The organism is Massilia sp. ZL223 (genome assembly GCF_018119395.1).
Taxonomy (GTDB): Bacteria; Pseudomonadota; Gammaproteobacteria; order Burkholderiales; family Burkholderiaceae_D; genus Telluria.
The window spans coordinates 1-14,396 of record NZ_JAGPWD010000016.1; the positions used below are offsets into that span (position 1 = coordinate 1).

13 protein-coding genes are annotated in these 14,396 nt (G+C 64.2%); all 13 read left to right on the top strand.

Annotated features, from left to right (window positions below):
* Window positions 1–322: 322 nt before the first annotated feature.
* Window positions 323–637, top strand: coding sequence for an FmdB family zinc ribbon protein (locus tag KBW95_RS11820; RefSeq protein ID WP_211528334.1), 315 nt, complete (start codon window positions 323–325; stop codon window positions 635–637).
* Between the two features lie 48 nt (window positions 638–685).
* The gene (locus tag KBW95_RS11825) at window positions 686–1,273 is read left to right on the top strand and encodes a DUF502 domain-containing protein (protein ID WP_211526603.1); all 588 of its coding nucleotides are present in this window, start codon (window positions 686–688) and stop codon (window positions 1,271–1,273) included.
* Window positions 1,274–1,352: 79 nt separating this feature from the next.
* Window positions 1,353–3,146 carry an aspartate--tRNA ligase gene (aspS, locus tag KBW95_RS11830; RefSeq protein WP_211526602.1) on the top strand — a complete coding sequence of 598 codons (1,794 nt, stop codon included), beginning with the start codon at window positions 1,353–1,355 and terminating at the stop codon, window positions 3,144–3,146.
* A gap of 103 nt (window positions 3,147–3,249) precedes the next feature.
* Window positions 3,250–3,705, top strand: coding sequence for a dihydroneopterin triphosphate diphosphatase (nudB, locus tag KBW95_RS11835; protein WP_211526601.1), 456 nt, complete (start codon window positions 3,250–3,252; stop codon window positions 3,703–3,705).
* 365 nt (window positions 3,706–4,070) lie between these two features.
* Window positions 4,071–4,280: a hypothetical protein gene (locus KBW95_RS11840; protein WP_211526600.1), complete on the top strand. Its 210-nt coding sequence runs from the start codon at window positions 4,071–4,073 to the stop codon at window positions 4,278–4,280.
* 107 nt (window positions 4,281–4,387) lie between these two features.
* The gene (locus tag KBW95_RS11845) at window positions 4,388–5,200 is read left to right on the top strand and encodes an endonuclease/exonuclease/phosphatase family protein (protein WP_211526599.1); all 813 of its coding nucleotides are present in this window, start codon (window positions 4,388–4,390) and stop codon (window positions 5,198–5,200) included.
* Between the two features lie 11 nt (window positions 5,201–5,211).
* Window positions 5,212–6,372, top strand: coding sequence for a cardiolipin synthase ClsB (clsB, locus tag KBW95_RS11850; protein WP_211526598.1), 1,161 nt, complete (start codon window positions 5,212–5,214; stop codon window positions 6,370–6,372).
* 11 nt (window positions 6,373–6,383) lie between these two features.
* Window positions 6,384–6,764 carry an RNA-binding S4 domain-containing protein gene (locus KBW95_RS11855; protein WP_211526605.1) on the top strand — a complete coding sequence of 127 codons (381 nt, stop codon included), beginning with the start codon at window positions 6,384–6,386 and terminating at the stop codon, window positions 6,762–6,764.
* 457 nt (window positions 6,765–7,221) lie between these two features.
* Window positions 7,222–7,839 (top strand): TetR/AcrR family transcriptional regulator, encoded by a 618-nt coding sequence (locus KBW95_RS11860; RefSeq protein WP_211526597.1) that lies wholly within the window; start codon window positions 7,222–7,224, stop codon window positions 7,837–7,839.
* A gap of 42 nt (window positions 7,840–7,881) precedes the next feature.
* Window positions 7,882–9,672: an acyl-CoA dehydrogenase C-terminal domain-containing protein gene (locus KBW95_RS11865; protein ID WP_211526596.1), complete on the top strand. Its 1,791-nt coding sequence runs from the start codon at window positions 7,882–7,884 to the stop codon at window positions 9,670–9,672.
* Window positions 9,673–9,799: 127 nt separating this feature from the next.
* Window positions 9,800–12,196 carry a 3-hydroxyacyl-CoA dehydrogenase/enoyl-CoA hydratase family protein gene (locus tag KBW95_RS11870; protein ID WP_211526595.1) on the top strand — a complete coding sequence of 799 codons (2,397 nt, stop codon included), beginning with the start codon at window positions 9,800–9,802 and terminating at the stop codon, window positions 12,194–12,196.
* Window positions 12,197–12,223: 27 nt separating this feature from the next.
* The gene (locus tag KBW95_RS11875) at window positions 12,224–13,420 is read left to right on the top strand and encodes an acetyl-CoA C-acyltransferase (protein WP_211526594.1); all 1,197 of its coding nucleotides are present in this window, start codon (window positions 12,224–12,226) and stop codon (window positions 13,418–13,420) included.
* Window positions 13,421–13,614: 194 nt separating this feature from the next.
* Window positions 13,615–14,394 carry an enoyl-CoA hydratase gene (locus KBW95_RS11880; RefSeq protein ID WP_211526593.1) on the top strand — a complete coding sequence of 260 codons (780 nt, stop codon included), beginning with the start codon at window positions 13,615–13,617 and terminating at the stop codon, window positions 14,392–14,394.
* Window positions 14,395–14,396 lie beyond the last annotated feature (2 nt).

Genomic DNA, 14,396 nt, shown 5'->3' on the forward strand with positions numbered 1-14,396 from the left:
GCTTGCGCGGGCTTTGAAACGAGTGTTCTTCTACGGACAGGCGGCGATGAAACACCGCGCCCGATCTTCTGTTTCTTCTTAACTGGGGAGACAACAGCGCGTGATCTTCCGCCAATCGCTGCCGCCAACATGCTTAAAAGAAAGATGGTATTAAATCACCTCGGCCGTGCTTGAGCAAATGAAAGAGTTGTTGACGATGGTGAAAAACAACACCGTTTGGCTCCCCCGTTGCGCTCCAGGCGGCTCCATGGCAGGCCAACGGGCAAAAGCTGCTGCAAAAGCTTTATAATTCAGGGTTTTGAAGATTTTTGCGGAGTATCACATGCCGATTTACGCCTACCGCTGCGAAGAATGCGGTTTCAACAAAGATGTGCTGCAAAAAGTGTCCGATCCGGTCCTGAGCACCTGTCCTTCGTGCGGCAAGCCGGCCTTCAAGAAGCAAGTCACCGCTGCCGGCTTCCAGCTCAAGGGTACCGGCTGGTACGTGACCGATTTCCGCGGCGGCACCCCGCCGGCGACCGGTACGGCTTCGGGCGCGACGCCGGCAGCCGCGCCGGCCGCGTCGGCCGACAGCGCGCCGGCTGCGGCTCCCGCAGCGGCGCCGGCCGCCGGCGGCGGCGGCAAGAGCGGCACCTGATTCGCTGCGGCCCCCAGGGCCGCGGTCCAACAAGAACAAGAGAACGCGATGCGCAAATACTTCCTTACCGGCCTGCTGGTCCTGGTGCCCCTGGCGATCACCGCCTGGGTGCTGAGCCTGATCATCAGCACCTTGGACCAGTCGCTCCTGATCGTGCCGGAGGCCTGGCAGCCGCGCACCGTGTTCGGGATGGACATCCCCGGCTTCGGCGCGATCCTGACCCTGGCCATCGTGTTCCTGACCGGCCTGCTGACCAATAACCTGGTCGGCGGCTACGTCGTGCGCCTGGGCGACCGCCTGCTCAAGCGCATCCCGGTGGTCAGCTCGCTGTACGGCAGCGTCAAGCAGGTGTCGGACACGCTGTTTTCCTCGTCGGGCAACGCGTTCCGCACCCCGGTCCTGATCCCGTACCCGCACGCGGATTCCTATACGATCGCTTTCCTGACCGGCGTGCCGGGCGGGGACGTGAAGAACCACCTGGTGGGCGACTACGTGAGCGTGTATGTGCCGACCACCCCGAACCCGACCTCGGGCTTCTTCCTGATGATGGAACGCAGCAAGGTCGTTGAATTGAACATGACGGTGGATGCGGCGCTGAAGCACATCGTCTCGATGGGCGTCGTCGCTCCCGAATAAGAAGCTCAGCAGAAAACAGGGCCATTGGCGACAGTGGCGCAACCGAAATAACTAACCTGGAACGAAAACTATGTCCACCATGCGTACTCATTACTGCGGCCTCGTCACCGAGGAACTGCTGGGCCAAACCGTCAGCCTGTGCGGCTGGGTGCACCGCCGCCGTGACCACGGCGGTGTGATCTTCATCGACCTGCGCGACCGAGAAGGCCTGGTGCAGGTGGTCTGCCATCCGGACAACGCCGACGTCTTCAAGGCCGCCGAGCACGTGCGCAACGAGTACTGCCTGCGCATCACCGGCACCGTCGTGAACCGCCTGGAAGGCACCGCCAACGCCAACCTGAAGTCGGGCAAGATCGAGATCAACACCACCGCCCTGGAAGTGCTGAACGCCTCGGTGCCGGTGCCGTTCCAGCTGGACGACGACAACCTGTCGGAAACCACCCGCCTGACCCACCGCGTGCTCGACCTGCGCCGCCAGCAGATGCAGCACAACCTGCGCCTGCGCTACAAGGTGTCGATGGAAGTGCGCAAGTACCTGGACAACCTGGGCTTCATCGACATCGAAACCCCGATGCTGACCAAGTCGACCCCGGAAGGCGCCCGCGACTACCTGGTGCCTTCGCGCGTCAACCCGGGCAACTTCTTCGCGCTGCCGCAGTCGCCGCAGCTGTTCAAGCAGCTGCTGATGGTCGCCAACTTCGACCGCTACTACCAGATCACCAAGTGCTTCCGCGACGAAGACCTGCGCGCCGACCGCCAGCCGGAATTCACCCAGATCGACTGCGAAACCTCGTTCCTGACCGAGCAGGAGATCCGTGACCTGTTCGAAGACATGATGCGCACCGTGTTCAAGAACGCGGCCGGCGTCGACCTGCCGAACCCGTTCCCGGTGATGGACTTCGCCACCGCCATGGGCTCCTACGGCTCGGACAAGCCGGACATGCGCGTCAAGCTGCAGTTCACCGAACTGACCGAGCTGATGAAGTCGGTCGAGTTCAAGGTCTTCAACAGCGCCGCCAACATGGAAGGCGGCCGCGTGGTCGGCCTGCGCGTGCCGCAGGGCGCTTCGATGCCGCGTTCGGAAATCGACGCCTACACCCAGTTCGTCGCCATCTACGGCGCCAAGGGCCTGGCCTACATCAAGGTCAACGAGAAGGCCAAGGGCCGTGACGGCCTGCAGTCGCCGATCGTCAAGAACATCTCGGACGAGGTGCTGGCCCGGATCCTCGAGCTGACCGGCGCCGAAGACGGCGACCTGATCTTCTTCGGTGCGGACAAGGCCAAGGTCGTCAACGACGCCATCGGCGCGCTGCGCGTGAAGATCGGCCACTCGGAATTCGGCAAGAAGGCCGGCCTGTTCGACGACGTCTGGGCCCCGCTGTGGGTGATCGACTTCCCGATGTTCGAGTACGACGAGGACAGCGGCCGCTGGAACGCGACCCACCACCCGTTCACCGCGCCGAAGGACGGCCACGAGGACATGCTCGAGACCAACCCGGGTGCCTGCGTCGCCAAGGCCTACGACATGGTCCTGAACGGCTGGGAACTGGGCGGCGGCTCGATCCGTATCCACCGCGAGGAAGTGCAGAGCAAGGTGTTCCGCGCCCTCAAGATCGATGCGGAAGAAGCCCAGCTCAAGTTCGGCTTTCTGCTCGACGCGCTGCAGTACGGCGCGCCGCCGCACGGTGGCCTGGCCTTCGGCCTGGATCGCCTGATCACCCTGATGACCGGCTCCGAGTCGATCCGCGACGTGATCGCCTTCCCGAAGACCCAGCGCGCCCAGTGCCTGCTGACCAACGCGCCGTCGGAAGTGGACGAGAAGCAGCTGAAAGAGCTGCACATCCGCCTGCGCAACGAGCCGAAGGTCGCGTAATGCGCCACCGGATACGCGGCTGTGTGTCGCCGCGTATCCGTAGGGTCGGCGGTTCTGCCGCCGACGCGTCCAACACGCGCCTGCACGGCCGTATTGTCTGCCCATGAGACCACACAAGATCCCCGAATCGGTCCTGATCGTCATCCACACGTCCGCGCTGGACGTGCTGCTGCTCGAACGCGCCGACCGTCCGGGGTTCTGGCAATCGGTGACGGGCTCGCTGGACGCGCCCGACGAACCGCTGCTCGCCACCGCCACCCGCGAACTGTTCGAGGAAACCGGCATCGTGGCCGACGGCGAGGCCATCCGCCTGCTGGACTGGCGGATGTCCAATATCTACGAGATCTACCCCGTCTGGCGCCACCGCTACGCGCCCGGCGTCACCCACAACACCGAGCACGTGTTCTCGGTCTGCGTGCCGCGCGACATCGCGGTCACCCTGAGCCCGCGCGAACACCTGCGCCACACCTGGCTGCCGCTGCTGGAAGCCGCCGATAAATGTTTCTCTTCCTCTAACGCGGAAGCGATTCTCGAGTTGCCCAGGCACATCGGGAAATAACCATTTGTCACAAAGTTGCCCCCATGCAGTGGGCTAGTTCTAGACAGTCTGTCAACGTATATTGCTGAATTACAGAGCGGCAACAGAAGTTTTCGATAAAAGAACGCTGGTGCTGTAAATATTTTTTTCTGTGCGTTGACGCCCATATAGCGCGTTTTTTACCCCCCAAAAGCCACATTTTTCACTCTTAGCGAGCTCTGCACGGCCGTCTTTTTCGCGATTTGATGACCAAAGGAAATTTGTTGTTTTTGGATCAGCACCGTAGATTCGTTGGTTGACACTCTGAAAGTGCTGGAATATCGTCAACACCTCACCGGCCCGTGACAATTCGTTACAAACTCAAATCGAAAGATTCAGGAGGAACAATGGACAACTTCAAACTCGAATGCGAGGAAAAGGTGAAGGAAATCAGCACCGGCGACGGCTGTATCTATGTCGACCTGCTGTGCGGACTGCGTCTGATGGGTCCGCTTCTGTCCGCAGAAGAGATCACTGCTGCAAAGCGTGCTCCCAAACGCAAGATGATGGTGACCGGCCACGAAGCCATCGTCGAACAAGCGCTCGCATTCGGTTGAGCCCCCCTTGACGCGTCTGCCGGCGCGGTACCCGCGCGCCGGCCGGACCGCTGCACGATTGGGCCCGGTCCCGGAAAACCCGCTTCCGATCCGGGTAGAATGTCCCCATGAAAATTCGTGTGGCCACCTACAATATTCATAAGGGCGTGACGTCGCTACGTGCAACGCCCCGTGTGATCGCTCTCAAGAAGGCGATCGCTGAATTCCACGCCGATATCGTTTTCCTGCAGGAGGTGCAGGGCCGGCACGACCGGTACCAGGCACGCTTCGGCAGGGAGGAGCACGGCCACCACCGCCACTGGCCCGAAACGGCCCAGTACGATTACTTCAAGGGCGAGGCGCATCACAGCGCCTACGGGATGAACGCCGTGTACGACCACGGCCATCACGGCAACGCGCTGCTCTCGGCTTTCCCGATCGAGAATTCGCACAACCACGATGTCTCCGATCACGCCTACGAGCAGCGCGGCATCCTGCACTGCGTGCTGGAGACGCCGGCCGGCAAGGTGCACTGCTATGTGGTGCACCTGGGCCTGTTCGAAGGCAGCCGCGGGCGCCAGACGGCGCAGCTGATCGAGGCCGTCAACGCTTCGTCGAACGGCGAACCGGTGATCATCGCGGGCGACTTCAACGACTGGCGCAACACGCTCAGCGACCGCCTGCGCAACGGGCTCGGCGTGGCCGAGGTGTTCGACGAACTCGGCCCGCGCTCGCCGCTGGGCGACATGGTGCGCAGCTGGGCCGGACGCCAGCCGCGCCTGGCTCCGGCGCGCACCTTCCCGGCCGCGCTGCCCTGGTTCCGGCTCGACCGGATCTATGTGCGCGGCTTCAAGGTGGACAATGCGCAGGTGATGCACGGGCCCTTGTGGGCCAAGCTGTCCGACCACGCGCCGATCGTGGCGGAACTCCAGCTGGAGTAGTGGCCCAGGCCATGCGTTCGGTCACCTACGTAGACAACAACGACGTCACCCTGCTCGAAAGCGGCACCGCGTATTTTCCGGCGCTGATCGAGGCGCTCGACGCGGCGCAGCACGACGTCCTGTTCGAGACCTATATCTTCGCCGAGGACGATACCGGCCGCGCGGTGCGCAACGCCCTGATCCGGGCCGCGCTGCGCGGTGTGAAGGTGAGGGTGCTGGTCGACTGGATCGGCACCGAGCACCGGCCCGCCACGCGCCTGGGCGCGCTGCTGGGCGACGCGGGCGTCCAGTACCGCGTGTTCAATCCCTGGTGCCGGCGCGGCATCGCGCGCTCGCACCGCAAGATCGTGGTGGTGGACCGGGAGATTGCTTTCGTCGGCGGCATCAACGTCAACGACGACTGGATCTGCGACCACCTCAAGGGCAAGCGCCTGCCGGCCCCGCGCTGGGACTTCTCGGTGCGGGTGCGCGGGCCGCTGGTGGCCCAGATCCACCGCGAGGCGCAGGCCCAGTGGATGCGGGTGGGGCACCTGAAGCTCAGGCGCCGCATCGACCTGTTCCGCGAGATGCGCAAGCAGCCGCCGCAATCCTGCGAGCGTCCTGCGCGCGCCGCCTTCGTGGTGCGCGACAACCTGCGCAACCGCGGCACCATCCAGCGCGCATATCTGCAGGCACTGGGCCGGGCGCGCCACAGCGTGCTGCTGGCCACGCCTTACTTTGCGCCGGGGCGCAAGTTCCGCAAGGCGCTGGCGCATGCGGCGCAGCGCGGGGTCGATGTGACGCTCTTGATTGGCGTCGGAGAGTTTCCGATCCAGGATGCGGTGGCGCATTCCTTCTATCCCAAGCTGCTGGACGCCGGGGTGAAAGTGGTCGAGTACCGCAAGACCCAGTTGCACGCCAAGGTGGCGGTGGTGGACGACGACTGGGCCACGGTCGGGTCCAGCAACTGCGACGGCTTGTCGCTCTTCCTCAACCAGGAAGCCAACGTGGTGGTGGACGACGCGGTGTTCGCCGCCACCATGCGCGCGCACATCGAGCGCGGGATCGCGGACGGCACGCCGGTCTGCGCCGAGGAGTTCGCCAACCTGGGCTGGTTCAGGCGCGCGAGCTATGAAATCGCCTATGTGCTGTATAAACTGGCGATGCGGGTCTTCGCGATCGGCTATGCCTAATGGAATGAATGATGGAAGAAAATAACGTACGACTCGACAAATGGCTGTGGGCAGCGCGCTTCTTCAAGACGCGCTCGCTGGCGACGGATGCCATCGACCGTGGCCGCGTGCGAATCGGCGGCGAGCCGGTCAAGCCGGCGCGGATCGTGAAGGTGAACGACAAGATCCTGATCGACAATGGTTCGGACCGATGGGAAGTGATCGTCGCGGCGATCTCGGGCTCGCGCGGACCGGCGCCGGTGGCGCGCACCTTGTACTTCGAGACCGACGAGAGCATCGCGCGGCGCGAGAACGACAAGGAGGCGCGCAGGCTGTATCCGGAGCCGAGCCTTGATATCAAAGGGCGGCCGACCAAGCGGGACCGCCGCGCGCTGTCGAAGGCGGGCGGCTGAGCAGCACCCACGCATCTTTCACCTCGTACGCCAGCACGTCGTCCCGGCGAAGGCCGGGACCCAAGTTCGCGCCGTAGCCACAAACGCATGCGTTAGCTCAACACATACAAACTTGGGTTCCGGCCTTCGCCGGAACGACGGGCGGGGGCCGCGGTCCGCCAACAGGCGCCGCAGATCAATCCGAAGCCCTGCCAACCCGCACACACGTGCTAATTTGCCACCCCAAACCCCCAAAAACGCGGTATCTTTATCCTTAAAATAACAATCTCCTGCCCCTGACCCCGTCCGGCCGGCAGGCCAGCCTCAACGGCGCCCCTCAAAGCGCCGGCTGTTTGTTTTGCATCAATAGAATTTCGCCTCTAAGTTCCCGTTTGACATTCCTCGTCTGATAGATAATAGTACGAGCGTTCGGATTTTTTTCGATTCAGGGGCAGCCATCAATACTTCAACCAAATTCATGCGCAAAGGCGAGCAGACACGGGCAGCGATCCTGGACGTGGCGCTCGAGCTCGCAAGCCGCAATGGCCTCGAAGGCCTGACCATTGGCCTGCTGGCCGACCGCATGAGCATGAGCAAGTCCGGCGTGTTCGCGCACTTCGGCTCGCGCGAAGACCTGCAGCTCGAAGTGGTCAAGCTCTACCACCACCGCTTCGAACAGGAAGTCTTCTTCCCGAGCATCAAGGAGCCGCGCGGCCTGCCGCGCCTGGTCGCCATGTTCTCGCGCTGGATCAAGCGCGTGTCGGTCGAGATCGCCTCGGGCTGCATCTACATCAGCGGCGCCGTGGAGTACGACGACCGTCCGGGCCCGATCCGCGACGAACTGGTGTCGATGGTGATGGCCTGGCAGAACGCGCTGCTGCGCTGCGTGAAGCAATCGATCGAGGTCGGGCACCTGCGCGCCGACACCGATGCCGAGCAGCTGGTGTACGAGATGTACGGCCTGATCCTGGCCCTGCACCACGACGCCCGCTTCCTGCGCGCGCCCGGCGCCGTCGAACGCGCCAAGGCCGGCTTCGATCGCCTGATCGAGAATTACCGCAATCCCAACCAACAATCAGACATCCAGGCGGCGTAACCCGCCGCCCGTCAAACATCTTTACTTCGTCAGGAGAAAACCATGGGTCAGTACGTCGCGCCAATTCGGGATATGCAGTTCGTTCTGCACGAATTCCTCAACGTCACCGACGAATTCAAGAATCTTCCCGCCTACCAGGAGATCGATGCCGACATCATCAACCAGGTGCTGGAAGAAGGCGCGAAATTCACGCAAGAAGTGCTGTTCCCGCTGAACCACTCCGGCGACCGCGAAGGCTGCCACTATGACGCGGCCACCAAGACCGTGACCACCCCGAAGGGCTTCAAGGAGGCGTACAAGCAGTACGTCGAAGGCGGCTGGGCGGCGCTGGCCTGCGATCCGGAATACGGCGGCCAGGGTCTGCCGGTCACCCTGAACAACTCGTTCTACGAGATGCTGAACTCGGCCAACCAGGCCTGGACCATGTACCCGGGCCTGTCGCACGGCGCCTACGAGTGCCTGAAGGAGCACGGCACCGACGAACAGAAGAAGTTCTACCTGCCGAAACTGGTCTCGGGCGAATGGACCGGCACCATGTGCCTGACCGAAGCGCACTGCGGCACCGACCTGGGCCTGCTGCGCACCAAGGCCGAGCCGCAGGGCGACAACACCTACAAGATCACCGGCTCCAAGATCTTCATCTCGGCCGGCGAGCACGACGTGTCGGAAAACATCGTCCACCTGGTGCTGGCGCGCCTGCCGGACGCGCCGGAAGGCTCGAAGGGCATCTCGCTGTTCCTGGTGCCGAAGTTCCTGCCGAACGCCGACGGCTCGCTGGGCGCCCGCAACGGCATCTTCTGCGGCGCCATCGAAGAAAAGATGGGCATCCACGGCAACTCGACCTGCCAGATGAACCTGGACGGCGCGGTCGGCACCCTGATCGGCCAGCCGCACAAGGGTCTGCAGGCGATGTTCGTGTTCATGAACGCCGCCCGCCTGGGCGTCGGCATGCAGTCGCTGGGCCTGACCGAAGTCGCTTACCAGAACGCCCTGGCCTACGCCAAGGACCGCATCCAGATGCGCAGCCTGTCGGGCCCGAAAGCACCGGACAAGCCGGCCGACCCGATCATCGTGCACCCGGACGTGCGCCGCATGCTGCTGACCGCCAAGGCCTACGCCGAAGGGGCGCGCGCCTTCTCGTCCTACATGGCGCTGCAGATCGACCGCGAACTGAACCACCCGGACGAAGAAGTGCGCAAGGAAGCCGCCGACGAAGTCGCGCTGCTGACCCCGGTCATCAAGGCCTTCATCACCGACAACGGCTGGATCGCCACCTCGGAAGCGATGCAGGTGTACGGCGGCCACGGCTACATCAGCGAGTGGGGCATGGAGCAGTATGTCCGCGACGCGCGCATCAACATGATCTACGAAGGCACCAACACCGTGCAGTCGCTGGACCTGCTGGGCCGCAAGATCCTGATGGACAACGGCGCCAAGCTGCGCAAGTTCGGCGAGAAGATCAAGGCCTTCGTGGAAGAGAATGGCCTGGACGAATCGCTGTCCGAGTTCATCACCCCGCTGGGCGAACTGGGCGAGAAGACCACCAAGCTGACCATGGAAATCGGCATGAAGGCCTTCCAGAACCCGGACGAAGTGGGCGCCGCCGCCGTGCCTTACCTGCGCGTCGTGGGCCACCTGGTGTTCAGCTACTTCTTCGCCCAGATGGCGAAGATCGCGCTGGCCAAGAAGGATTCCGGCGACAAGTTCTACGAAGCCAAGCTGCACACCGCACGCTTCTACTTCGCCCGCCTGTATCCGGAAACCGCGATGCTGATCCGCCAGGCACGTTCGGGCTCGGCGAACCTGCTGGCCATGGACGCAGATCTGTTCTAAACCCGTCACGCTAAAACACCGTCGTCCCGGCGAAGGCCGGGACCCAAGTTTCGTGCCGTAGCCACGCACGTAGCACTTGGGTCCCCGCCTGCGCGGGGATGACGGGCTAACTCTTAGGAATACTTACATGTCCAATTTCATCGTCAAGAAAGTCGCCGTGCTGGGCGCCGGCGTGATGGGCGCGCAGATTGCTGCGCACTGCGTGAACGCCAAGGTCCCGGTCGTGCTGTTCGACCTGCCTGCCAAGGAAGGTCCGAAGAACGGCATCGTCCTGCGCGCCATCGACAACCTCAAGAAGCTGTCGCCGGCCCCGCTGGGCAACAAGGATGACGCAGCCCTGATCGAAGTCGCCAACTACGAGGACAACCTCGACGTGCTGGCCGGCTGCGACCTGATCATCGAAGCCATCGCCGAGCGCATGGACTGGAAGCACGACCTGTACAAGAAGGTCGCGCCGCACATCGCCGCCAACGCCATCTTCGCCTCGAACACCTCGGGCCTGTCGATCAACAAGCTGGCCGAAGGCTTCGACGACGAGCTGAAGGCGCGCTTCTGCGGCGTGCACTTCTTCAACCCGCCGCGCTACATGCACCTGGTCGAGCTGATCCCGACCGCGGCCACCCGCCCGGAAATCCTCGACCAGCTCGAGACCTTCCTCACCTCGACCCTGGGCAAGGGCGTGGTGCGTGCGAAAGACACCCCGAACTTCATCGCCAACCGCGTCGGCATCTTCGGCATGCTGGCCACCATCCACGAAGCCGAGAAGTTCGGCCTGAGCGTGGACGTGGTCGACGACCTGACCGGCGCCAAGCTGGGCCGCGCCAAGTCGGGCACCTTCCGCACCGCCGACGTCGTGGGCCTGGACACCATGGGCCACGTGATCAAGACCATGCAGGACAACCTGCAGGACGATCCTTTCTTCAGCGTGTACAAGACCCCTGACGTGCTGGCCAAGCTGATCGAGAAGGGCGCCCTGGGCCAGAAGAGCGGCGGCGGCTTCTACAAGAAGGTCGGCAAGGAGATCCAGCGCCTGGACTTCGCCACCGGCGAATACGTTGCCGGCGGCGCCAAGGCCGCCGACATCGTCGCCCGCATCCTGAAGGAAAAGGACCCGGTCAAGAAATTCAAGGCCATGCGCGAATCCACCAACCCGCAGGCGCAGTTCCTGTGGGCGATCTTCCGCGACGCCTTCCACTACATCGCCATCCACCTCGACAGCATCGCCGACAACGCGCGCGACGTCGACTTCGCGATGCGCTGGGGCTTCGGCTGGAGCGTCGGTCCGTTCGAGACCTGGCAGTCGGCCGGCTGGACCCAGATCGCTCAGTGGGTCAAGGAAGACATCGAGGCAGGCAAGGCCCTGACCTCCGCACCGCTGCCCGCATGGGTCTTCGAAGGCCAGGTGGCCGAGAAGGGCGTGCACACCGCCGAAGGTTCGTACTCGGCTTCGAAGAAGGCCTACGTGCCGGTGTCGGATCTGCCGGTGTACAAGCGCCAGCAGTTCCGCGCCCCGGTCCTGGGCTCGACCACCGTCGATCCGAAAACCTTCGGCACCACCGTGTTCGAGGACGACTCGGTGCGCCTGTGGCACGCGGACGACGAAGTGCTGGTCATCTCGCTCAAGACCAAGATGCACGTCATCGGCGAAGGCGTGGTGAAGGGCCTGCAGCGCGGCATGGCGGAAGCGGAGAAGGGCTACAAGGGCCTGGTGATCTGGAACACCGACGCGGCCGAAGGCGGCGCCTTCTCGGCCGGCGCCGACCTGCAGTCGGCCATGCCGGCCTTCATGATGGGCGGCGCCAAGGCGATGGACCCGATGGTCCGCGACCTGCAGAACGTCTTCATGCAGATGAAGTACTCGAACATCCCGGTGGTCGCCGCCGTGGCGGGCCTGGCGCTGGGCGGCGGCTGCGAGATGATGCTGCACGCATCGAAGCGCGTGGCCTCGATCGAGTCCTACATCGGCCTGGTCGAAGTGGGCGTGGGCCTGGTCCCGGCCGGCGGCGGCCTGAAGGAAGCGGCAGTGCGCGCCTTCACCGAAGCCAAGGGCAACGACATCCTGCAATTCCTGAAGACCGGCTTCACCAACGCGGCCACCGCGCAGGTGTCGAAGTCGGCCCTGGAAGCGAAGGCCATGGGCTACCTGAAGGAGGACGACGTTATCGTCTTCAACCCGTACGAACTGCTGCACGTGGCGAAGGTCACCGCGCGCTCGATGTTCGACGCCGGCTACCGCGCCCCGGCGCGCCGCCCGATCACCGTCACCGGCCGCTACGGCTGGGCGACGATCCGCGGCCAGCTGGTCAACATGCGTGACGGCGGCTTCATCTCGGCCCACGACTTCAAGCTGGGCGACATGATCGCCGAGATCGTGAGCGGCGGCGACGTCGACCAGGGCAGCGTGGTTTCCGAGCAGTGGCTGCTGGACATGGAGCGCAAGGCCTTCATCGAGCTGCTGGGCAACCCGAAGACCCAGGAACGCATCATGGGCATGATGCAGACCGGCAAGCCGGTTCGTAACTAAGCCGCGGACAAACAGGACGACACAATCATGAGCAAACAACTTCAAGACGCATACATCGTCGCAGCGACCCGCACCCCGATCGGCAAGGCGCCCCGCGGCTTCTTCAACAAGACCCGTCCGGACGACCTGCTGGTGCACGCCATCCGCGGCGCCATGGCCGCCGTCCCGAACCTGGACCCGGCCCTGATCGTCGACGCCATCGTCGGCTGCTCGTTCCCGGAAGCGGAGCAGGGCTTCAACGTGGCGCGTAACGCCGTGGTGCTGGCAGGCCTGCCGAACACCGTCGGCGGCGTGACCGTCAACCGCTACTGCGCCTCGGGCATCACCGCCCTGGCCATGGCGGCCGACCGCATCCGCGTGGGCGAAGCCGACGTGATGATCGCCGGCGGCGTCGAGTCGATGTCGATGGTCCCGATGATGGGCCACCACCCCTCCATCAACATGGAGACCTTCAGGGACGAGAACGTGGGCCTGGCCTACGGCATGGGCCTGACCGCCGAGAAGGTGGCCGAGCAGTGGAAGGTGTCGCGCGAAGACCAGGACGCCTTCGGCCTGGAATCGCACCGCCGCGCCATCGCCGCCCAGCAGGCCGGCCTGTTCAAGGACGAGATCACCCCGGTCGAAATCGTGACCCGAACCCCTGACCTGGCCACCGGCGAGATCAAGGTCAAGCGCCGCACCGTGGACCTGGACGAAGGCCCGCGCGCCGACGCCAGCCTTGAGGGCATGGCCAAGCTGAAGCCGGTGTTCGCCGCCAAGGGCTCGGTGACCGCCGCGACCTCGTCGCAGATGTCGGACGGCGCGGGCGCGCTGATCGTCGTCAGCGAAAAGATCCTGAAGGAACACAACCTGACCCCGCTGGCCAAGTTCTCCTCCTTCGCCGTGCGCGGCGTGCCGCCGGAGATCATGGGCATCGGCCCGAAGGTCGCGATTCCCGCAGCGCTGGCGGCAGCCGGCATCACCCAGGACCAGCTGGACTGGATCGAGCTGAACGAAGCCTTCGCCGCCCAGGCGCTGGCCGTGATCCGCGACCTGAACCTGGACACCAGCAAGGTCAACCCGATGGGCGGCGCGATCGCCCTGGGCCACCCGCTGGGCGCGACCGGTGCGATCCGCGCCGCGACCGTGGTGCACGCACTGCGCCGCAACAAGCTGAAGTACGGCATGGTGACGATGTGCGTCGGCGCCGGCATGGGCGCGGCTGGTATCATCGAGCGCGTTTAATTACCCGATAGTGGCCGCACCAGCGTGTGCGATGATGCGGCCGCAAACTATCACCGCGTGGGCGCTCGCTCGAGAGACCACCGGACTCTCTCGCCCCGCCCACCCTACATCGTGGACATGCCGCGACTCGTAGGGTGGGCGGGTCTCCCGCCCACGCGTTCATCCAGCTTAAGAAGAACCGGAGACCCTGAAACATGGACATGCTGATCAACAAGGCCAACGGCCTGCTGACCATCGAATTCAACCGCCTGGAACGCAAGAACGCGATCACCGCCGTGATGTACCAGGCCATGGCCGACGCCCTGGTCGAAGCCGAGAGCGACACCGCCGTACGCGCCATCCTCATCGCCGGCAAGCCGGAAATCTTCACCGCCGGGAACGACCTGGACGACTTCATGAAGAACTCGGCCCCGATTCCTGGCGTGCCTGCGGAAAACCGCCCGGTGTTCCAGTTCATGCGCGCGCTGTCCGGCTCGACCAAGCCGGTGGTGGCGGCCGTCGCCGGCGCCGCGATCGGCATCGGCACCACCCTGCTGATGCATTGCGATATCGTGTACGCGGCCGACAACGCCAAGTTCTCGATGCCGTTCTCGCAGCTGGGCCTGTGCCCGGAATTCGCCTCCTCTCTGCTGCTGCCGCAACTGGCCGGCTATACCCGTGCGGCCGAGAAGCTGCTGCTGGGCGAAGCCTTCGGCGCGCAAGAGGCCCTGGAGATGGGTCTGGTGGCGCGCGTGCTGCCAGCCGCCGAACTGCGCGCCTTCGCCGAACAGCAGGCCGCCAAGCTGGTGGCCCTGCCGGCGGCGTCGATCCGCACCACCAAGTCGCTGATGAAGCGCGCACGCACTCAGCCGATCAACGAGGCAATCGCCGCCGAGAACAAGCTGTTTGCCGCCATGCTGCTGGCGCCGGAAGCGAAAGAGGCCTTTACCGCCTTCTTCGAGAAGCGCAAGCCGGACTTCAGCAAGTTCGACTGAGC